Raw genomic sequence first — 20817 nt, forward strand, 5'->3', positions numbered from 1 at the left:
CACTGATCATCCTCCTTATCAGAAGGACAAAGCCCAGTTCCATTTTTCAGGCTGAAGATTTTCCCACCCAGGTCGATACAGAGCTCAAGACAGGAGAACCTCCCATGCGATTCGTGCTTTTCGTTGCCCTGGCCCTGAGCGTCACGGGCTGCACCCGTTGGTCGATGAACCACCACATGAACCTGGCCTACAAGGCCTATGACCGCGGCAATTGCGAGCAGGTCATGCTCGAACTGTCCCAGGTCGACCGCGCCAGCCGTGCCCGCCGCTACATGCAGCCGGAAGTCTCGATGCTGCGCGGCCAGTGCCTGGAACGGCAGAAGCTGTTTATCGATGCGGCGCAGACCTACCAGTTCATCATCACCCAATACCCTGACAGCGAATACGCCTTCCGCGCCCGCGCCCGGCTCGAGACCCTGCAGAGCCTAGGCCATTATCCGACCCGCAGCGCGTCGGCGATGCGCCCGACGGCGTCCTGACAGGCTCATCAAGCCATGGCCGGGGCGATCCCTGGCCACAAGCGCCTGGCGTGTTTTTGTTTATGAAAGGTGTACGGACGGACTGGCTGCCACACGACCATGAGCTATATTTGTACAAATCGTCATTAGAGCTAAATCTCTAACTTCAAGCGTCACCTGTGACCGGCGGCAGTAGGGCCTGGACGCTTGCGAGCGTCTGGCACCGGGATCGGGGAGAGCGAGCTGGCGTGTGCTCGTTCCGAAGTATTAGGTTGCCCCGATTCGGGGTCGTTCAAAAAGCGATACAGGACATGTACAAAAAGCGGCGAATCGAACGGCAGCAGTTGCCGTGTTTCCTGAGAGTGTTCAATGGCGTCAACGGCAAGCCCATCGGTTTCTTGGGCAACGTTTCTGCAGATGGCCTGATGCTGATCAGCCATTTACCGTTGATGGTCGGCGCGGACTTTGACCTGCACCTGAAGATCCCTTCCGATGAGGGACCGCAGCAGAACATTGTGCTCAGAGCCAATTGCCTGTGGTGCCGCGAAGACGTGACGCCGCAGCATTTCGACGCCGGTTTCAGCCTGAAATGGGCGCCGCCGGAGTACGGGCAACTGATCAGCGCGTTGCAGCAATATTTCAGTTTTTATCCGTTGCCGGAATCGGCCTGAAATCAGGCCATGGAATAACCAGCCTGGTTGATGCCTCTGTGGGAGCAAGCTGTGCTCCCACAGGTTACTCAGAAACAGTCCAAAGCTTCAGCGCTGAACCTTCGCCTCGTTATCCAGCAACAACACACTGAGTCACCGTCACAACTTAACCCATTTGGAAATGCAGGTTCGCAAAGATCAATCCGGCGAAGCGTGCGGGCAAACCCGCTTCCACCGTGCGGGATCTGGGGGTATTACTGACCACTATCCCCGCTTCGATCAAGCGGCCCAGTTCTTCCGTTGCAAGCCGATCCTTCAAACCTGTGAACACCTTAAACTCCGCACGCGGCATCGCACCTTGAGTGAGAAGAGCCAACACAGCAGCTGCGCTGGTGGGTCTGATACCGGCACGGCGAAGGTCAGGATCCGTAGAGAACACCTGAACAACCTGTTCGCGCAACCTGGCTGGGTTTAGCGAGGTCGTCATGTAATCAATCTGGTCGTGGCAGACATCGAGCATGAACTCAATGAAGTTGAAGTAGTGACGCTGTGAGAGTTGGCCGCGCCCGTCATAGTCACCCTCACGAGGGCGATCAGCCAAAGCGAGGACGCGATAGTACTCATCCTGCCTGCGAGCCAGACCACGAGACAGTGACCAGAGGGTAGGTTTCAGCCCGAGATGAACAAGTTGCAGGTGGGTGAGCATCCGAATCACTCGGCCATTACCATCAAGGAAGGGGTGGACAAGCGCCACTCGGTGATGACCCGCCAGGGCGGCGATCAATTGGCGCCGCGGATCCTTTATTCGTCCGTAATGCAACTGCAGATGCTCAAGCATGGGCAATACAGCTGCGGCAGCTGGAGCGACATGTGCGCCAACCTGGACCTGCTCATTCTCTTCGGCCCGCAGTCTGCCGGGTTCCATCATGCGACCATCGCCTAGGGTCAGGTCCTGCGTAGAAGCACCCATGAACAGCCGACGATGGAGGGTAGCGATCAACTTGGGATCGAACATAGCGGAGAAGTTATCTATTGGGCGCATGCGAAGCACCCGCTCCATCACCTCCTGCTGCGTCATGTGTTGCACGGCAAGCTCTTTGAGTTCCTTTCTTTCCCGTTTCGGTATCGTGCGTGCAGCCTGGAGGTCAGCGATCTCAGTTCGATGCCCTTCGATCAGATTCGAGTAGTAGGTATTGGTGATGCGCAGCAGGCCCGCCAGTTGCTTCGATGTCTCATCGGCGAGCCGTCCGGCAAGAAATTCTGCCTTACGCGGCAACTGATCCGCGGCCTGAATGATCGAGTCGGGCAGATTTTCTGGCAGTACCGGGTCAAGGTACGTTTTCGAGGTAATCATCATTTTTTGCTTCCAGTGAACAAAACGGCAATTTCTGCGGAAATTTATGCGGAAAATAAAACGGCCGATAACGCCCGTGGTTGCTTGGTTTAGTGATGCCGTACGATAGATTGTTTTCAGCATTTTGCGGATTTTTATGCGGAAAACTTAAAATTGATTAATCAGCACCTGCACATGTGCGCAAGCCGTCGAAACGGCGGAGAACCTATAGGCTGGAACTGGCAGGCGAGATCATGATTCTGGCCTGGCATTGGCTTGATGCCCTATACGTTCCCCAAACGTGACACCTGTAGGAGCTGCCGAGTGCAACGAGGCTGCGATCTTTTTCCAGACAATTGAGTCCTGAGCGAAAGACCGTCGGATCAAGATCAAAAGACCATCCGAACGCGGCCCGAGCCTTCGGCAGCGCCTACAGGGCGCTTTCAGCGCTGAACCTTCGCCTCGTTATCCAGCATCTTCTCCAGCAACAACACCCCCATCTCGCCCATCTGGTGAATCGCCAGGGCCAGGTTGCGCGGGGCGCCTTCCAGGTCTTCCGATAAATCCAGAATCAGCGTGCTCACCGAGCAGAAGGTTTCGTAGGTGTGCGCGAGCATGCCTTCGGGGTCGGCGTCGGGGGCGACGATGAAGTAATCCGGTGGTTTGACAGTCTTCTTGTCGGGTTGGCCGTGGTTGGGCTTGAGGTAATAGTCCAGGGCTTTTTGGGCGGCCTGGTCGAGTTTTTCGGGGTCGAGGGTTTCGTGGGGGGATAGCGGGTCGGTGTGGGGCGGATTTGGAGTTGGTTTGATCATATTCACTTTTCCATGATGGGGCTGCCACCCGGTTCGCGACTAAACGAAGGGAGGCGGCTGGACGCAGGTTAGTCGACCGGTGGAAAAGTGAAGCCCGGCGCGCCCGAGGGCGCCCTGCGAACAGCCACCATCAAGTGCGGGCAGGGAGCCCGACTGGATGACGCTTGTACACATCACTTTTGCCTCCGGGCGACTAAACCCGATCGCTGGATATCAGCGACGCGAATCAAGTTACGGGGCAAGGCCAAGGCGCACAAGCCGGCGGATTCTGGCGGATCTGTAGTCCGTTGCGCAAGACGCTGTAGTCACCCGGATATTTCCTTGCACCAGGCCCCGCCACTCGTCGGCACTGTCAGAACTAACAGGTGTTTAGAGTCGCCAGATGGATATTCAATGAGTCCACGAACTATCCGGTCATATCGCCAGCCTGTTAGCCAGAGACTACGGAGTGCGTCATGGACACTGACGACGATATTGAAAAAAACGAGTCTGGTGAAAACATAAAGGACATGGAGATTCGTGATCCTGAGTTTCAAATCTTATCTCCCTCGGGTTATATCCCAGAATCAACCTTTCTTGTTTCAGGCGTCGGCGCCAGACCTGGCATTGCCGTAATGATTCTGGATGCCAGCACTGCCCAGAGCCTGGGCGCGAGTTACGATGTCAATAGTGACGGTAGTTGGACGGTGGACGCCACTATGCGAAACGAGTCTGACCTAAGGTACGTTGCCGTCCAAAGTGGACATGGACAAACGCGGCCGAGGACGGTCCTAAGGCGTCCAACCACGCTCACCACGCCCCCCTCAAATGGTTTAGTCGCTCCCGGTCAGGTTGTTTTCGGTGGGGAGTGCTTTCCAGGTGAAACTCCAACTGATCCAGGTATGCGTATCCGAGTACTTGACGGCACCACTGAATTGGCTTCGGTGATTGCCGTAGGGCCAGGAACAACATGGGAAGCCACATCAACGGCGGCACTGTCTGGAAAAATCTATACCGTGCGGGCTGAATACAAAGTTGAGAGCAGTCCAGTTCCAAGTTACACAAATGATTTATCTTTCGAGGTGTTAAGCCTAAGCCCACCGACCATCACCGCGCCCACCACCCATCAGGAGATGAATTTCACTGTATTCGGAACACTCGGGAGGTCGGGCGCCAGTGTCGAAGTGAGGCTCGATGTCATCGGCAGACCGGTCGGTCCTCCAGTTGGGGTAGGGTCGAGCGGTTCCTGGAATGCCGACGTGCAAGTGCCGCCAGGGACGGTTTCGTTGGTGGCGGAACAAACCTATCAAACCTTCCCGTCGGGGCTTAGTGCTCCTCAAGCGTTCAAAATCCGCCCACCGGCATTGACCGCCGTCACCGTCACCACCCCGACCGACACCTCAGTGAAATTCGAAGGCGACGGCTATACCGGCTCAACCGTCGAGATCACGGTCGTCAGCGGCCCCAACGCCACAGCGCCGGCCCCTGCGCCGGTAAACGGAGGCCGCTGGAACACAACCGCGACAAACTGGCCATTTGGCTCGTACAGCCTGCGGGCGATCCAGCGGTTTCCCGACGGTGCCAATGGCTGGATTGACTCGCAGCCATACACCTTCCCCGTCAACCTGATACTTCCAGACCCGACCGATATCACCTACACACCGGTCTACCAGCCCGTATTCTCGGGTAAAGGGTTCAACGGTGCGACGGTGATGCTGTTCAATCCCGGTGGTGCGTCGAAGGTGGCGCCGGATGCTGGCGTGTCGTCCGGTCAGTGGCAGAGCAGGGCATCAGAGGTTTGGGGGCCGACATTCAAACGGAAAGTCCATATCAGGCAATACCTGAATGGAGCACCGTCGCCGACCTGGCAGGAAATCGAGGTCACCATCCCACCGCTGGCACCGGTCATGAACGTGCCCGTGGAAAATGGCCTCTCGCCCAACCTCAATGGCACCTGCTGGCCGGACGCGGTGCTGACACTCACATTCAGTGACAGCACCACCGAACACCCCGTCGAGAATAACAACGGCACCTGGAATTTCCGCCGCACCGAGCCGTTTGCACCCGAGGTCATCCACACCGCGACGCTGATCCAGACCGCCGCCCAGCAACCCTCACCTGCAGCATCCAGAACCTTCACGGTCGTTCTGCCCATGCGCCAGCCAGTGATCACTGACCCCATCCCCAATGCCGAGGTCGGTCGCGAGCTGATCGTCCGCGGGCGTGAGGGCATGGCCGAGGCATCGATGCAAGTGCGCGACGCCCAATTTCAAACGAATCTGGGCGAGCCCAAGGTGCTGACTGCCGATGGCGAATGGTCTGTCGAGCTGCCCGTGCTGGCCTTTCGTCGCTACACCATCGACGCGCAACAGACCCTGCGTGGGGTGCCTTCCGAGCGCAGTGAGACGGTGACATTCGAGGTGGTGGTATTGCCACCGGTGTTTGACGTGCCGCAGCCAGGCAGCGACCTGCCGCGCACTATGGTGTTGTCTGGCACAGGCATGCCGGGCGGGCGGGTCGATGTCTGGCTGCTGGGCGCCAGTGAGCCGTTGATCGAGGATATTTTTGTGGGCGCCGAAGGCTGGAAAGCTGAAGTGACGCTGCCGGTGGGCGAGACCACGATTCTGGCCCGGCAACGCTTCGAAGGACGGACCTCCAAGGACACTGCGCCGTTGACCTTCAACGTCGTCCCGGCTGCCCCGTTCATTGAAACCCCGGCCACCGACGAGCACATCGGCCGGCGGGTGGTGGTGTCGGGTTTCGGCGTACCGGGGGATACGGTGACGGTGAAGCTGGGTGACGCTGCGCTGACGGTGTTGGGCGATAGCCCGGTGCTGGAGGATCGTACCTGGTCGGTGACGGTGGCGTTCGATCACCCCGGCGGCCTCTACGACCTGATGGCCGTGGCGTCGAGCGAAGGTTTTCATTCTGCCGATTCACCGCCGCGGCCGGTGGTGCTGGGCACCTATCGACCTTCCATCGACGTGCCCGTGGCCGGAGGCTGGGTCGACAACCCGGTCAACTTCGAAGGTCAGGGCCGGCCGGGCATCGGCCAGGTGGTGAGCTGGTTCAACCCTGATCAGGTGTGGGCGACGGGTCTCCCCGTCGCTGCCAGTGGTTGGGAAGGCGGGGCGTCGCAGGCGCTCTCGGCTGGCGGTAACTGGTGCCGGTTCGGACAGACCATCACCGACACGGTGGACGGCGCGACGGCTTCCGATTGGGTTGAGAGCCGGCGCTTCGAAGTCCTGCTGCCCACCCGCCCGACCCTGGCGCCCAACTCCCGATAGACGGTCATAAAACCTGTCGGTTCTGACAGTAGACGGCTTGGGCCCTTAAGCGCCAAATCACGTTTACCAGACGCTCGGCCTGACGGCTTCGTCGGACCGCTGCGGGCCGTTATCGAACTCGAGGTCTCGTCCATGGCTGACTCCCGCCCTGCTTTACAGCTGCTGACTCAGGTGTTCAGTGACCAGCAACTCACAGCCTACGCGACGCTGCAAACGTACCTTGAAGAGGGCGGTTCGATCTTTACGCTGGTGGAAAAGGGCGTACAGGGATTGGTGAGAGACTTTGGCGTGAGCCCCGATGACGCCCGTCAGCTGTCACGGCGCCTCAACAGCATGGCCATTTACCTGCGGCGTCAGTTCATCGAGCACAGCCTGTACGATTCTGCAAAAGAGCAGCGGCGAGCAAGCAGTGGCTTGCTGTCGATGGTTCGAGGCCCCAGTTTTGAGCTGCTGTTCAATCCCCGGTTCGACAGTTTGTGTCCACCCCAGGCCCTGGAATCTGTTGCGTCACCCGTGGCGTATTTGATTGAGTTGATGAGGTGGATCGAGCAACGCATCGAAGCGGCTTCCAACGATATGTTCAAGCTGCCATTGCATGATCGGCGCAAAGACCTGAAGCCGCTGAGCGTCGATTTCAACGCGGTGCATCGATCCGTGTCATCGGTGGACATCATCGTCCCGGTGCTGGAAAGGTTTATCGATATGGCGCCAGAGGCCCTTGAGCAAGCCATGATCGAGGCGCGCTATCCCAATGGGCTGCCTTACTTCCAGCATTGGGTCACGGTGGATACGGTCGCCCGTCACCATGGCCTGTCGGTGGGCAGTTTTGTCCAAAGCGTGAGCCCGTCCTTTCCGTATTTTTTTCAGGCTCAGGCCTGGTACAACGATGCGGGACCGGCCCTGGCCCATGCGTCGAGATTGGGACCTTATCAGCGGCGGTTGCTCACGGAGGAGGCTGCCAAGCTCGCCGACCGCGACGTATTTTATGCGCACAACTTTGGCACCGATGACTTGACATGGCAGGACCTCGAAGAGATGCCATTCTTCGGCGAACGGACCAAACTCGACACCCGGGGGCTCGAGGTCTTGCTGTCGGTACGCGGCTTTGCGCCAGTGCGTTCGGCCAATGTGACCTACTCGTCGCAAACGGAGTCCGACGTGCCGGAAAGCGGGCGCTCGGGGTCGGTTTATCTCAACGCCAACGACCACCCGGGTGTCAGTATTGTGGGTAGCGCAGATGGCCCTGCGTTCCTCCACAGGCTGTCAGTAAGCCCTGGCGACGCCGCAGGACTTGCGCGTTACGACCGAATGAATCGCAAGTTGCGCCTGGATCAATGGCTGGCACTGCCGAGTGAACAGGTGGATGCGCTGCTGGTGGCAGCCATCAAGGCTGAAGTGCGCGGTGATGCAGCCACCAGTGCCTGGTGGATCACCGAACAGGTCGTGCATGCACTGGGGCTGTTTCAGTCGTTGCGCGAGCGCTATGAATGTCCCGTGAACGACTTTGCCGTGTTTATCGACGAGTTGTCGATTTACGGTCGCGGTGAAGCACTCTCCCATTTCGATCAGGTCTTCAATAACCAGGGCGATTATCGTGAGCCCTTGAAGCTCGACAACGGACCGTTTCCGATCGTGCCGGCACCTGAGGTGCCCGATCTGACCGTCAGCCAACTGTGCAGCGCGTTGGGCATCGACCTGCAGACCTACAACTACCTGGCCTTGGCGATTGCCAATGCCCATGGCGTCGACGGAGAGAGTCTGTCGCGTAACCTGGCGATCATGTCCAGTTTCTACCGCATGGTGAAGCTGCCCCGGCTGTTGGGCATCACCCCGGTCGAAGGCGTGTTGATGCTGACGATGCTGGGGGGGAGCTTTGGCTCGACGGCCTGGCGGGTGTGCCCCTGATCAATTCCACCGCAAGCGATAGCCCGGATGTGCTGAACCTCATCCAGGCCATGCAATTGTGTGTGGACTGGTGCGCCGATCGCGACCTGCCGGTGCTCTGGATGGTGCAGCAGGTCTCCCAGCCCTCGGTGTTGGACACCTCCCTGGACGCCGAAGGGCGGTTTTTTGAACAGGTGCTCAACCTGTTGCCCGGCGCACTGCTCACCCACTCGGCGATCCTGATGGCGGGTGTGCCGGCGATGGCGGGTGCCAGTTGGCTGGAGCTGCTGGGGATGCAGACGACATTGGTCGAGTTCGATGGGCTGGTGATGTCGCGCACGGGAACCGAGGCTCAATACCTGGCCTTTGCGCGAGAACAGCTTGAGCACGCCGTGGAAATCGGCCTCGGGGAACAATATGAGCTGGAGCGCCCCGCCATTGTCGAGAGAATGCTCACCGTGGTGTTGGAAGCCAGGGATGCTCAGGTGTCGGTGGTCAAGGAATGCCTGGCGGTTTACACGGGTATCGGTACCGAGCAAGCGCTCGAGGTGCTGGTGTGGGCCAATTCAACGGTGAGTCGGCTGCTGCGCCAGGTGCTCGAACGCGACCTTTCGAGTCTTGAAGGCCTGGTGAAGGGTCGCAACGCATTGACTGACCCATTGCTTGCGCTGTTGGCCGATGTGCGCCGTCGCAGTGCGGTGGTGGCGAAACTGGAGCTTGGCGCCGAGGTGTTGCGCGACTATCTGGATTACGGCCATAAAGCCTGGCTGGACCAGGACGACAAGCACGCGTTCACGGTGCGCACGCTTTACTACCTGAGCACCCTCGCCCGTGCGTTTGAGCTGAGCGACCAGCCGGCGCAGACGTTGCTCGACTACCTGCGCGAGGTCAATGCGCTGCCTTCTCCGATAGGGGGGCACGCAATGCATTTGGCCGAACAAGCGGCGTCCATCCGGCTGGCCAACTTTTTTGACTGGAGCGTGCAAGAGGTGCGCGAGTGCGTCAGCCGCATCGAATCCGAGCACAAGATCCTGAAAAACCTGCCCCAACTGGATCTGTTGATGCGGGTTCGGGTGCTGGCGGCGCGCACCGGCATGGATGCCTTGACGATTTTCCTGCTGGGCAGGTTGCCGGAAGAGATCGACAAAGCCGCCTACAAGGAAGCCGCCGAGCATGCCTTGCTGAGCCTGTCCGAATCCGATAGGCCGCCGGCGACCTTCACCGGGGATCTGAAACAGCTCGTTACCGTGACATGCGTCCCGGACAATACCGTGGTGGTGGCGGCGCCTGGGAAAAAAATCACCTTCACCGTCACCCTTATGGACAGCAATGGGGAACCGTTGAGCGGAGTCAACGTTTACTGGAGCGCCGAGCTGGGAACCATTGAAACCCAGGCGACGAATACAGACGGGGTAGTTGAGGCCGAGTACATACCGGGCAAGGTGTTGGGGCGGGACACGCCGCAATTCTGGCTCGATCTGTTTGAGCGCGAGTATGCCCCTACCGTCGAGGTCATTTTCGATAAGCTCAACCTGGACGTCCCAAGAGCGTACATGTCGCCAGTACCTCTGGGAACGGTGCCCTTCGGTCAGGAAGTCGAACTCTACGCCACCATTATGGACCGTCATGGAAACCTTGCGACAAACCATCCGACACGCTGGCTAACCACGGATATGGGAGGGGGGAAGGCCGGGTGGTTTATCGACCGGACCAGTCCTACACCAACCAGGAGGGTCTGGCCCGGACATTTGCTTCCAGCCCTACCGGCGGAAGGCTCAAGATCACCATCACTCCCGACGGTGACGCGTTCGCTGATTTCCCGCCCATCAGCTTTGAAAGCGAGGAGCAAGCATCATGACAGGGAACACGATGGGTGACTTGCTCGAAAAACGCCGGACCGCCCTGATCGAATACAGTCTCGGGCACGTTGGTAAAAGTGGCGAGAATCCACCCTACAAATTCCTGCGTACCCCAGCGGACCTGTTTGAACTGCTGCGTCTGGATCCTCTGGACAGGTACCCGGTGCAGAGCTCCTGGGTCGCTGAAGCGACCAGCTGCGCCCAGCAGTTCATCCACGCCGCCTACCGCAAACTGGAACCCGGCTATGCCGACACCGAGTTCGACAAGCGGGACCTGGCCACCTGGGAACTCTACAACAACTACCCGGATTGGTCGGCGCTGCAAATGATCGGCCTTTACCCGGAAAACTTCATCAACCCCTTCGTGCGGCAGCGCAAGACCAGCCTGTTCAAGACCCTTGAAAACAACCTCAACCAGGCACACTTGAACAGCGATTCGGTTCAGGTTGCCTTGCAGGAGTACCTGCAAACGTTCGAGCAAACCTGCAACCTGGACGTGCTCAGCAGCTACATGGACAGCGTCTCGCCGGCCCGGGCCGACTACTACTTTGTCGGACGCCAGCGGGTGCCGCCTTACCAGTATTTCTGGCGCAAGGCCGAGGTCGAGCTTTCCCCCAGTAGCACCGCCATTAACCCGGCGGCCTGGAGTGAATGGCTGCCGGTGGATACGCCCACGGGCGTGACGGTGATGGACATCCGGCCGGTGTTCTGGAGTGGGCGACTGTGCCTGGTGTGGGCCGAGTGGCAGTACAAGGTCGAAAGCGAAGACGAGGACGCGGAAGAGGAAGAGAAAGAGGACGAGGAGGCCAATGTAAGCCTGCCCCACCGGCTGGACATCAAAGTGGCGTTCAAGGCCCAGAACGGCCGGTGGTCGGCGCCGCTGAGCCTGCACAGCAGCGTGCATGACAGCGACCTTTCCCAAGGCGCCCGGTTGATTGCGACTGTGTGGGCCGACCCTTACAACCCCAAGGGCAAGCTGGGCGTTTTTTTAACCAACGACGAGGCTTCCCTCAAGGTGTTTGCGGTGCGCGATGTGCTGTTCCGCCCCCTGGCCTGGGACGATGGTGGCTGGTTGGAGCAGGCGGCGCTCAAGCGTTTTGTCACGGCTGAGACGGTTCAACACCCGCTGATGAATCAGCCGGCCATGGTCACTGTCGTGGACAGGCCGGGCACGATGACACCCTACCTGGGTCTGCAGGCTGCGGTGTTTCGCGTCGATGGCTTCGATGAACTGGTGGTCTGCGGCTACTGCCGGCCAACGGGTTTGACCGGACTCCCTGTCCTCATGGACTTGAGGTTGGTCGGTCGCACCACCGATGATCCAGAGGACGTCTCGGAGGCTTTTCCCATTGCCGGTGGCTGGAGTACCCCATGGCGGGTTTATAGACGGGCGAGCGGTTCATGGCCGCAGCCGACCACGTTTACGTTGGGTGGCTCCTTGGGTCTGGGTGCCCAAAATCAGTTTCAACTGACCATTATCAATGTGACGGATTTCCCCCCGTCTCACTGCTCAAGAACAGCTTCGATGCGGCGCAGTTCCTCTCCCTCAACCAGGCCGAGCTCACCCTTGAATACGCCCGGCTGAATTCGCTGTTCGGCCCAGAGTTGGTACAGCGTTCCAATATCTCCGTCGATGCGGTGCTGGATTGGGACACGCAGTTTCTGCCGGAGCCGCCCCCGGAATCGAAAACGATCAGTGAGCCCAACGGGGCCTTCGACGGTGCTAACGGTCTGTTCTTCTGGGAACTGTTTTTCCACCTGCCGCACCTGGTGGCCACACGCTTGCGCACCGAGGACCGCTTCCTGGAAGCGCAGAACTGGTCGCATTACCTGTTCGACCCGCAAGCGCCGGCCGACCCCGACAACGGCCAGTACCTCAATCCAAAACCGGCGTATTGGCGCTGCCGCCCCTTGAGTAGCGCCGGCAACCTGGGCTGTGAAACCCGGGCGCCCACCGACCCCGACGCCATCGGCTATTCGGCGCCCCGGCACTTCCAGATTCTGGTGTTCTCGGAGTACGTCAAGAACCTGATGGCCTGGGGCGACTGGTATTACCGCCAACTCACCCGTGACAGCCTGGTAGCGGCCAAGCTGTGTTACGTGCAGGCCGAATTCCTGATGGGCAAGGCGCCAGCGGTGCGAACGGTCAACCGTTGGGAAACCGACACGGTGGACAGCTTGATGAACAAAAGCATGTCGCGACCGGCCCTTGAACAATTTGAACAAAACCTCGCGTTCAGCCTGGCGGACTTTCCTGCTGCCGCCGAGGCGCCGCCGCTGCTGGGGCTGTTGGCCAACGAGCCCTTCAAGGCACCGATCAATGAACAGTTGCTCGCGCTGTACGATTTGCCTGGCCAGCGCCTGCATAACCTGCGCAACAACCTCACCCTGGACGGCAAGCCACTGGAACTCGCGCTGTTCAGCCCGCCCACCGATCCCAACGCGTTGCTGCGCGACCTGGCGGCCGGTGGTTCCGGTGCGCCAAGACCCATGGGCGGGCGGTTGGTGGTGGGGGCTTTCCGCTGGCGCACGACGTTCGAGGTGGCATTGCGCGCCGTGCAGGCGCTCCAGGAACACGGCACCCAGGTGCTGCGATTACTCGAACAACGGGACCTGATCGAACAGCAGGAACTGCAGCAGAACCATTTGGTGGAACTGGGTATCTACGCCCGGACTGTGCAGGAACAGAACATCACTCAGCTACAGGCGAGCAAGAGCGCGCTGGAGCAAAGCCGGGCCGTGGCAGAGGAGCGGGCAATCGCTTATGCGCTTCTCTATGACGAGAATGTGTCGAAGGTTGAGTACGAGGTCATGGAGAACTTGCAGATCTCCAAAATCCTGGCGCTGACCTCGGCAAGCATCAAACCTGCGGGCGCCGTGATTGCCTCGCTGCCCACTATTTTTGGTTTGGCCAACGGTGGGCATCGTATCGACAAAATGGTCGACGCGGTTTGTTTCGGCCTGGATATAGCGTCGTCGACGATGCAGATAGACGCGGACAAACAGGCCACCACCGAAAGTTACCGTCGCCGCCGCGAAGAGTGGCTACTGCAGCGTAATCAGGCACTGGCGGAGGTGCGTGCGCTCGATGCACAAATCACCGCCCAGACCCATGCGGTGAGCGCCGCTCAAACCACACTGGATCAAACCCTCCTGGCCAACAACCAGGCCTTGACGGTGTACAACTTCATCAAAAAGCGCGCAACCAACGCCGAGCTGTACGGCTGGCTGCTGGGCCAGTTCAAGGCGTTGCACTACCAGGCCTACGATGCCGTCGTCAGTCTGTGCCTCAGCGCCCAGGCCTCGCTGAGTGCCGAAACCGGTGATTATGATTCGCAGATCCCCTTGCCCCAGGTCTGGCTGGACAATCGCCACGGCCTGACGGCAGGCGAACACCTGCGCGGGCATTTGCTGCGCATGGAGCGCGAGTACCTGCAACGCTATGAACGGCGGCTGGAGCTGGTCAAGACCCTTTCCTTGCGCCAGTTGTTCGATGACGCGAGCGACCCGCAGGCGGGCACCAACAGCAGTTGGGCCAACGCACTGGATCAGTTGCGTACCAAAGGAACGCTGGAGTTCAAACTCTCGCAATTGCTGTTCGACCGCGACCATCCGGGGCATTACTGTCGGCAAATCAGCTCGGTCGAGGTCGACCTGCCTGTGCTGATCGGGCCTTATGAACATGTACGTGCCACCTTGCTGCAGATCAGCAGCATGACGGCTACCAAGGCCACCATTCCGGCGGTGGAGTACTTGCATGATCCCGCGGGTCGCGTGGCGCCTTCCGATGTGCAGATCAACCTGCGCAGCGGTCAGCAGATAGCCTTGTCGATGGGGCTTGGCGACCACGGCATGGTGGCGATGAAATTCGATGACAGCCTGCTCAATCCCTTCGAAAACACCGGGGTGGTTTCACGCTGGCTGTTGAGCTTCCCAAGGCCGGAAAAGGAACCGCAGAAGAGCATGCTGCTGTCCTTGACGGACATCATCGTGCGTATCCGTTACATGGCCAGGGCCGGAGAGCCGCCTTTCGTGCGAGCCGTCGAAGATCAGATCACCAAGACCGAAAGCAAACTGTCCCCCTTCTCAACCGTCGAAGGAGCAGGTCGCCATGAATAAACCGATTATCCTGGCCAATGAAAATCTGGTGCTCAATGGCGACTTCGAACAATGGATCGATCACTGGATACAGGAACCGGCTTCGGGTTACTTGGGGACTGCGAGCGATTGGTATGAAGAGGAGGGCCAGCACGTTCGTTTTCTGACCGCCGGCAATGGGGCTTCGGTCAATCAGGCGCTGACGGCGCCCAAGGATCCGGGCGCTCAAGCTCGCTACGTCCTCACGTTCCTGTGCGAGACGAGGCACACCGAACCGGGCAGGCTGCTCATTAGCAGCGATAAACAGCCGCAGGAGCAGGAAATCCTGTTGCCGCCGGGTCCGGCCCGGGATGCGCAGGAGGATCAGGCGCGACGCAGGGACGGTCAGCCGCGGGAGTACAGACCCATTCCCTACAACGTCCCGTTGGACCTGCCGTTCAACGCTCAAGACATCCTCACGGTGAGTATTCATAGCCCGCGAAACGTTCCCGGTGACGTTTTCTCGGATGTCCGCATCACGCGTATCAACCTCCAGTTGCACCTTGAGCCAGCGCTGATGCAAGCACTCAAACTTGATGAGCAAACACGGCCGGCAACCGGGCGCTTGTACGTGTGCCTGGGGGCCTCGGGTGACTTGGCTCACCAGCTAGAGTTCGTTCCCGATCCGGGCAATGCCTGGGTCGGCACCCAAGCGGCGTTGACCAGCGACGACAATCCCCAGGAGGCGCTGATGGCGACCCCGGCCTGGGGCGTGGATCACCCATTGGATTCGGCCTGGACCCTGGACTGCCCGGCAATCGGTGAAGACGGGCCGTATTCGTTCTCCATGGACCTGGTCAACCAGTACGCCGCTGAGGTCTATCCGGTGCAGGTGTCCCTGGGTCATCATCGATTGGCTTTTCGTGAAGTGCTCGAGGCGGCGTATTACCCGGTGCTGGAATACGACCAAAGTGTGCGCTTGGGGGTGCAGGTCACTTCTTATTACACCGGGCAACCCTTGAGCGACCGCACCGTGAACTGGACTTCCACGACCGGGCAGGTCGCCAGCGTTGCCATCACCCGAACTGACGGCTGGGCCTACTTTGATTTTCAGCCGGCGCAGGCCGGTGATGTCGAGATCCAGGCGTCGGTCGAGAGCCTTTACTACGCCTCTGGCGTGTTGACTCAAACCTTGATGGTGCGGGTGCTGGCGACGGATCCGTGGAAGGATGTGCGAACGGTGGTCGAGGGGGTTGAGTCGCCTTGGGAGGAAAAAACCGGTTACCCCAACCGCGGCTCGGATTATCCCCTCGACGTGAAACTGCCCGCCGCCAGTCCCTTGCAGGGGACGCAGCTGTCGTTGCACTGGAGCGGTGATTCCCACGAGCAACTGGGGGTTGTCGTCAATCCGGCCCTTGAAGCGGCGGTGCCGGTCACCGGTGCCGAGCTGGTCTGGACCCTGACCAGCGAAGATCGTTATGACGGTCGCTTCGAGCTGCAACTGGCCTGCTCGAAACTGTTGCTGCCTTCACCGAAAAAACCATGTCGCTGGCGCGCAATCTGGTCCGGGTGGGAAACGTCCGAGAGGCCAACAAATTTCCCGTGGTGGACGAAAACGAAAGCGTGCTGTTGCGGGTGCAGGTGGTGCACTTCGTGGCCAGCGGCGACGGCGATCCGGTCATCAATGCCCAGGTCGAATGGAAGGCTGGCGCCGAGTCGATTTCCACCGTCACCACGGGCGCCGGTGGTTGGGCCAGTGTGTTGTACACGCCGCAGAGCGCTGGGGACAAGGTGGTCATCGCCAGCATCAAGGCCCACGAGCAAGCCGTTGCGGTGGAGCAGCCTTTCGATGTGACGGCGATTGCGACCAGCCCCTGGAAAAGCGAAGTCAGTATTCTGGTCGATGGCGAGGTGGTCCAGCGCAATACGCTCGGTGTGCTCTGTCGACGCGGGCAGACCCACACACTGAAAGTCGTGCCCAACGCCGGCAGCCTGTGGATCGATAAAAACATCAGTTTGCATTGGCGAGGGGCCGCGCCGGATATTGGGCTGTTGCCCAGTGACCTTGGAACGCCCAAGCGGTTGGAGGCGGCTGGCGCCCAATGGACGCTCGCCTCACAGGTCAATAACAGTACCAGCAGCCTGTTTGAGCTGGAGTTGCGTCTTGAGAGCGTTTCAGTCGTTCGCGAGCTGACGGGGCGATTGGTGTCCGAGGACCTGGCGGAAGAAGTCAGCCTGAGACTCGACCAGATTGCCGCAGCACTGGACGCCCAGGCGCTTTATCCGTGCCTGGGGGCGCTTCATCGGTTTAGCGTTTTGCCCAATGCGCTGAGCCCGCTGGTGGGGTTGGAATCAACGCTGGCATGGTCCGGGACACCCGCCGAGGAGTTGGGGGCAACGGTTCGTCCGGTGTTGAATCTTGCGCAACCGATCAACGACGGCGGCGCGATCTGGATGCTGGATTTTACCGCCAGTGAGCAACCGGGCGAGTTTGCCCTGGCGTGGGCAGTGCCTGCGCTGGACTTCGTCGCCACCGCCAAGCCGATGACGCTGGCGCATAACAAAGTCAGGATCCAGGGCTGGCGCGAATCGCCGGTCGACCCGGTGGTCGGGCAGGATCCTGCGTGGCTGTGGGTCCAAGTGGTTTCTCATTTCACAGGGCTTGCCGTGAGTCAGGTTCCGGTGACCTGGACAGCGGGCAGGTCAAGCGCGCAACCCACCGACGCCGAAGGCTGGTCCGGTTTTCCCGTGGCGCCGGCCGCCGCCGGAACCCAGGCGGTGAAGGCCTCCGTGAGCAGTCGTTACGACGGCTACGAAGAGGAGCGCCCCTTTGAAGTCACGGCGCTGGCAACTGATCCCTGGGCCGGGCTGACGGTCAGCTTTGATGGCGCCGCGGCGCAGCCCTGGGGCGAAAAAACCTACTTCCCACGCCGCAAGGGTGAACATGTTTTTGAGCTGATGGCTCCCGAGAACAGTCCTCTGTTTGAGCGCGAGCTGACGCTTGGCATGACCGGAACCGGGCCGAGCGAACTGGGCATCAGCTTTTTGCCTGACCCCCTGGGAATGCCTCGCGAGTTTCCCAGCGATGGCCTGCGGTTCACGCTCAAGGCCGGCGATCTGAAGGACGGGGGCTTTGCTTTGCGCCTGGCGTCCCAGCGCCTGGCCAGCCTCTCCCCGGCGAACGCGATGTCGTTGGGCGAGGGCGAGCAAGTGCTGGAGATCCGCTGGGACAGCGGTGTTCACCAGACACTGGACTGGGAGCAGGAACTGGTCGAACAGGTCGCCGTGGTCTCTTCCATCAGCGGCAAGCCGATTGCCGGGGTGACCGTGATCTGGCGTGGTGATGACCTGGGGGAAGTGACCACCGTGACCGATTATTACGGGGTGGCGCGCGTGCGCTATGTTCCCACCACGCCCGGCGCCGCGCAGTTGACTGCGACGGTGGGGCAAGGGCAGTACGCGTCATCGGTGGCGCTGTCGTACTTTTTGCACGAGCCCCGGGAAATCCAGTCGCTCATCAGCGACAAACCCAACGGTCACCTAGGGGAGCTGGTTTCAGCGGTCGTGACTGTGGTGTCGGCCATGACTGGCGAACCTCTGGAGGACGTCGAGGTGCGATGGGAGTATCCCCAGATCACGATTGCAGCGACCAGAACAAATGTCGATGGGCAAGCCGAGGTGCAATTCAGGCTGCCCGGAGTCAGGAAGGGGGTTCTATACGCCATTGTCACGGGGGGGTATGCGGGATGGGAGATGGCAGCTCTCAGCTTTGAGCTGCTGCCCAATGACATGACATGGTTGCAGGACTTCAGACCTTACGTTGATGGCAGGCCCGTAGAGTGGTCTGAAGTCAAGTTGAATGTATTCGCAGGACAGGTTTGCACGCTGAAGCTGGATTATGGGGGCAGTTGGCTGATTGGCGAGCCGGATGCCCAGATTTGTCTGCAATTCAAGCCGGGAGAAGAGGTGCAGGGTCTGGTGTTCGATCCGCCTTTGGGGCAATTGGTTGCGATGGAGCAGGGCGGTACTTCTTTGAGTTGGACTATTTTTACCGACCAGGCGCAAAACAGGCCTTTTGTTCTGGAATTCGATATTCCCTTGATAACCGAAATGCCACCGTCGCCTCCTTTGTCAGGGATTACTCGCGATGAAGATAGCTGGCTGGAGGAGTTCACCTTCTACCTGAACAGTCAGGAATTCGATCTGGCTCATAGAAGGCTCAGCCTGAAAGATGGAACCAATAACACCTGGGAGCTGCGAGCCAAGGAAGATAGCGCCCTGATAAACGCCACGAGTGTCGCTTTGTGGATGTCGGGAGGAGACGCGCTTCAGTTGGTTTTCGATCCGCCGTTGTTTCAACCACAGCCCGTGACCACAGTCCCCTTGAGTTGGTCGATCCTGACCAAAGCATCACATTGGGGTTCTTTCACGTTGGAGTTAAGAAGTCCGGACCTGCCCTCGCGGTCAATCGACGCCGAGGTGAATGTTCATGGGACCTGACAACATCGCCTACAAATCCCCCGCTTTCTTCCACCCCAAATACAACGTCACCAGCTCGGCCCCCAATTCCCCGGGCCGGGCTTGCAGCACCGCCATTCCATGGGCGCTCAGCCGTTCATGCAGCGTCGCCCGGGCATTCAAATACTCCACCGTCCCGCAATACGCCAGCGCCTCGGGCAAGGTTTGCACCGGCGCCTGGCGCAGCCGGTCCAGCGCCTCTTCCCGCAGGCTCGCCACCAATACCCGATGCCGTTGACCCAGCCGTTTGACGGCGGTCAGCAGTTCTTCATCGTCTTCGTCCCGCAGGTTGGTCACCAACACCACCAAGGCCCGGCGTTTCTGCCGGGCCAGCAGTTGGGTGACAGCGGCCTGGTAGTCCGCGGGGTGCTGGCTGCTGTCGAGGTCGTAGACGGTGTTGAGCAACACATTGAGCTGTCCCGTGCCTTTGACCGGCGCGAGGTAGCGCGACTGTTCGCTGGCGAAGGTACTCAGGCCCACGGCATCGCCCTGGCGCAGCGCGGTGTAACTGAGCAGCAGGCAGGCGTTGAGGGCGTGGTCGAAGTGCGACAGCTCGCCGTCCTGGCTACGCATGCGCCGGCCGCAGTCGAGCATGAAGATGATCTGTTGGTCGCGTTCGTCTTCGTATTCCCGGGCAATCGGCGTGCGATGGCGGGCCGTGGCCTTCCAGTCGATCTGGCGCAGGCTGTCGCCCTCGCGGAATTCGCGCAGTTGATGGAATTCCTGGCCCTGGCCGCGTCGTTGCCGCTGGCGGATGCCGAGCTGGCTCAGCCAGTTGTCCACCGCCAGCAGTTGACCGTCGTAGAGCCTGGCGAAATCCGGGTAGACCCGAGTCTCATCGAGCGCATCCAGCAGACGCTTGTCTGTCCACAAGCCCAATGGGCTCGGCAGGTTGATCTCGCAATGTTCGAAGGCGAAGTGCCCGCGCTTGAGCGGGCGCAGGCGGTAGCCGACCTGGCTGCGTTGGTCGGGTTGCAGCTCGACGGACAGTGGCAGGTTTTCGAAGTCCAGGCCGTCGGGTACGTGATCGAAGACCTGCACGTGCAGCGCTTGGGCAAAGTCATGGCTGATCTCCAGGCGGACTTCACCCCAGCGACCGAGGGCCAGGCTTCCAGGCATTTGCCGTTGCACCCGGGGCGAAGGCAGGCGCCTGACGCGCACCGCGTCGAGCAGCGCCAGGGCCAGCAAGGCCAACAGCAGCCCCCAGTTGATCGACAGCAGTGTCGATGGCAGCGCGATGCCCAGCGCCCGCAGTGCGCCCAACACGATGCCGAGGGCCAGCAGAAGCGCAAGCCAGGTCAATAGCAGGCGCGAGGGTTTCATTGACACATACCCTTTGGGAGAAATGCAGAGCGAGCTTTTGTGGAGAGGGGGCTCATGTGGGAGCAAAGCTTGCTCGCGAAACAGGCGCCTCGATTTCTGCGAGACCGCGTCGCTTTCATCGCGGGCAAGCCTTGCTCCCACAGACAAGCGGGATGGTGCTGGTGGGAGCAAAGCTTGCTCGCGAAACAGGCGCCTCGATTTCTGCGAGACCGCGTCGCTTTCATCGCGGGCAAGCCTTGCTCCCACAGACAAGCGGGATGGTGCTTGTGGGAGCAAAGCTTGCTCGCGAAACGGGCATCTCGATTTCTGCGAGACCGCGTCGCTTCCATCGCGGGCAAGCCTTGCTCCCACAGACAAGCGGGATGGTGCTTGTGGGAGCAAAGCTTGCTCGCGAAACAGGCGCCTCGATTTCTGCGAGACCGCGTCGCTTTCATCGCGGGCAAGCCTTGCTCCCACGGACAAGCGGGATGGTGCTTGTGGGAGCAAAGCTTGCTCGCGAAACAGGCGCCTCGATTTCTGCGAGACCGCGTCGCTTTCATCGCGGGCAAGCCTTGCTCCCACAGACAAGCGGGATGCTGCTGGTGGGAGCAAAGCTTGCTCGCGAAATGGGCATCTCGATTTCTGCGAGACCGCGTCG

Annotated in this window: 11 protein-coding genes; 8 read left to right on the forward strand and 3 right to left on the reverse strand. The window is 60.1% G+C overall.

What is annotated here, in order from left to right:
• Positions 1-104: 104 nt before the first annotated feature.
• Both AB4O22_RS02455 and AB4O22_RS02460 read left to right on the forward strand, forming a co-directional pair.
• Positions 105-479, forward strand: coding sequence for a tetratricopeptide repeat protein (locus tag AB4O22_RS02455; RefSeq protein WP_003205116.1), 375 nt, complete (start codon positions 105-107; stop codon positions 477-479).
• 290 nt (positions 480-769) lie between these two features.
• Positions 770-1129 (forward strand): PilZ domain-containing protein, encoded by a 360-nt coding sequence (locus tag AB4O22_RS02460; RefSeq protein WP_003205114.1) that lies wholly within the window; start codon positions 770-772, stop codon positions 1127-1129.
• A 145-nt stretch (positions 1130-1274) separates the two neighbouring features.
• On the opposite strand, the gene AB4O22_RS02465 is transcribed toward AB4O22_RS02460, so the two are convergent.
• Both AB4O22_RS02465 and AB4O22_RS02470 read right to left on the reverse strand, forming a co-directional pair.
• The gene (locus tag AB4O22_RS02465; RefSeq protein ID WP_460095834.1) at positions 1275-2585 is read right to left on the reverse strand and encodes a Fic family protein; all 1311 of its coding nucleotides are present in this window, start codon (positions 2583-2585) and stop codon (positions 1275-1277) included.
• Between the two features lie 299 nt (positions 2586-2884).
• Positions 2885-3253, reverse strand: coding sequence for a DUF6124 family protein (locus tag AB4O22_RS02470; protein ID WP_028237348.1), 369 nt, complete (start codon positions 3251-3253; stop codon positions 2885-2887).
• A gap of 1238 nt (positions 3254-4491) precedes the next feature.
• Here AB4O22_RS02470 and AB4O22_RS02475 point away from each other — a divergent pair.
• From AB4O22_RS02475 to AB4O22_RS02500, 6 genes are all read left to right on the forward strand, one after another.
• The gene (locus tag AB4O22_RS02475) at positions 4492-6519 is read left to right on the forward strand and encodes a hypothetical protein (protein ID WP_460095835.1); all 2028 of its coding nucleotides are present in this window, start codon (positions 4492-4494) and stop codon (positions 6517-6519) included.
• A gap of 132 nt (positions 6520-6651) precedes the next feature.
• The gene (locus AB4O22_RS02480; protein ID WP_460095836.1) at positions 6652-8424 is read left to right on the forward strand and encodes a Tc toxin subunit A; all 1773 of its coding nucleotides are present in this window, start codon (positions 6652-6654) and stop codon (positions 8422-8424) included.
• Positions 8415-10280 (forward strand): Ig-like domain-containing protein, encoded by a 1866-nt coding sequence (locus tag AB4O22_RS02485; RefSeq protein ID WP_460095837.1) that lies wholly within the window; start codon positions 8415-8417, stop codon positions 10278-10280. The genes AB4O22_RS02480 and AB4O22_RS02485 overlap by 10 nt, the downstream gene beginning before the upstream one ends.
• Positions 10258-11847 carry a neuraminidase-like domain-containing protein gene (locus AB4O22_RS02490; protein WP_460158236.1) on the forward strand — a complete coding sequence of 530 codons (1590 nt, stop codon included), beginning with the start codon at positions 10258-10260 and terminating at the stop codon, positions 11845-11847. Before AB4O22_RS02485 ends, AB4O22_RS02490 begins: the two co-directional genes overlap by 23 nt.
• Before the next feature lie 20 nt (positions 11848-11867).
• On the forward strand, positions 11868-14381 hold the full coding sequence (locus tag AB4O22_RS02495; protein WP_460158237.1) for a Tc toxin subunit A-related protein: 2514 nt from the start codon (positions 11868-11870) through the stop codon (positions 14379-14381).
• A gap of 1500 nt (positions 14382-15881) precedes the next feature.
• Positions 15882-18839 (forward strand): Ig-like domain-containing protein, encoded by a 2958-nt coding sequence (locus AB4O22_RS02500; protein WP_460158238.1) that lies wholly within the window; start codon positions 15882-15884, stop codon positions 18837-18839.
• Between the two features lie 9 nt (positions 18840-18848).
• Here the strand turns inward: AB4O22_RS02500 and AB4O22_RS02505 are convergent, their stop codons facing one another.
• Positions 18849-20180: a DUF58 domain-containing protein gene (locus AB4O22_RS02505; protein ID WP_460095839.1), complete on the reverse strand. Its 1332-nt coding sequence runs from the start codon at positions 20178-20180 to the stop codon at positions 18849-18851.
• Positions 20181-20817 lie beyond the last annotated feature (637 nt).

The sequence above is a fragment of the Pseudomonas sp. S3_B11 genome (genome assembly GCF_054667715.1).

Excerpts from the sequence above, each read along its gene's own strand:
- AB4O22_RS02455 (WP_003205116.1), top strand. The coding sequence starts at position 105 with ATGCGATTCGTGCTTTTCGTTGCCCTGGCCCTGAGCGTCACGGGCTGC.
- AB4O22_RS02505 (WP_460095839.1), bottom strand. The coding sequence starts at position 20,180 with ATGAAACCCTCGCGCCTGCTATTGACCTGGCTTGCGCTTCTGCTGGCC.
- AB4O22_RS02470 (WP_028237348.1), bottom strand. The coding sequence starts at position 3,253 with ATGATCAAACCAACTCCAAATCCGCCCCACACCGACCCGCTATCCCCC.
- AB4O22_RS02460 (WP_003205114.1), top strand. The coding sequence starts at position 770 with ATGTACAAAAAGCGGCGAATCGAACGGCAGCAGTTGCCGTGTTTCCTG.
- AB4O22_RS02465 (WP_460095834.1), bottom strand. The coding sequence starts at position 2,585 with ATGCTGAAAACAATCTATCGTACGGCATCACTAAACCAAGCAACCACG.
- AB4O22_RS02490 (WP_460158236.1), top strand. The coding sequence starts at position 10,258 with ATGACAGGGAACACGATGGGTGACTTGCTCGAAAAACGCCGGACCGCC.
- AB4O22_RS02480 (WP_460095836.1), top strand. The coding sequence starts at position 6,652 with ATGGCTGACTCCCGCCCTGCTTTACAGCTGCTGACTCAGGTGTTCAGT.
- AB4O22_RS02500 (WP_460158238.1), top strand. The coding sequence starts at position 15,882 with ATGTCGCTGGCGCGCAATCTGGTCCGGGTGGGAAACGTCCGAGAGGCC.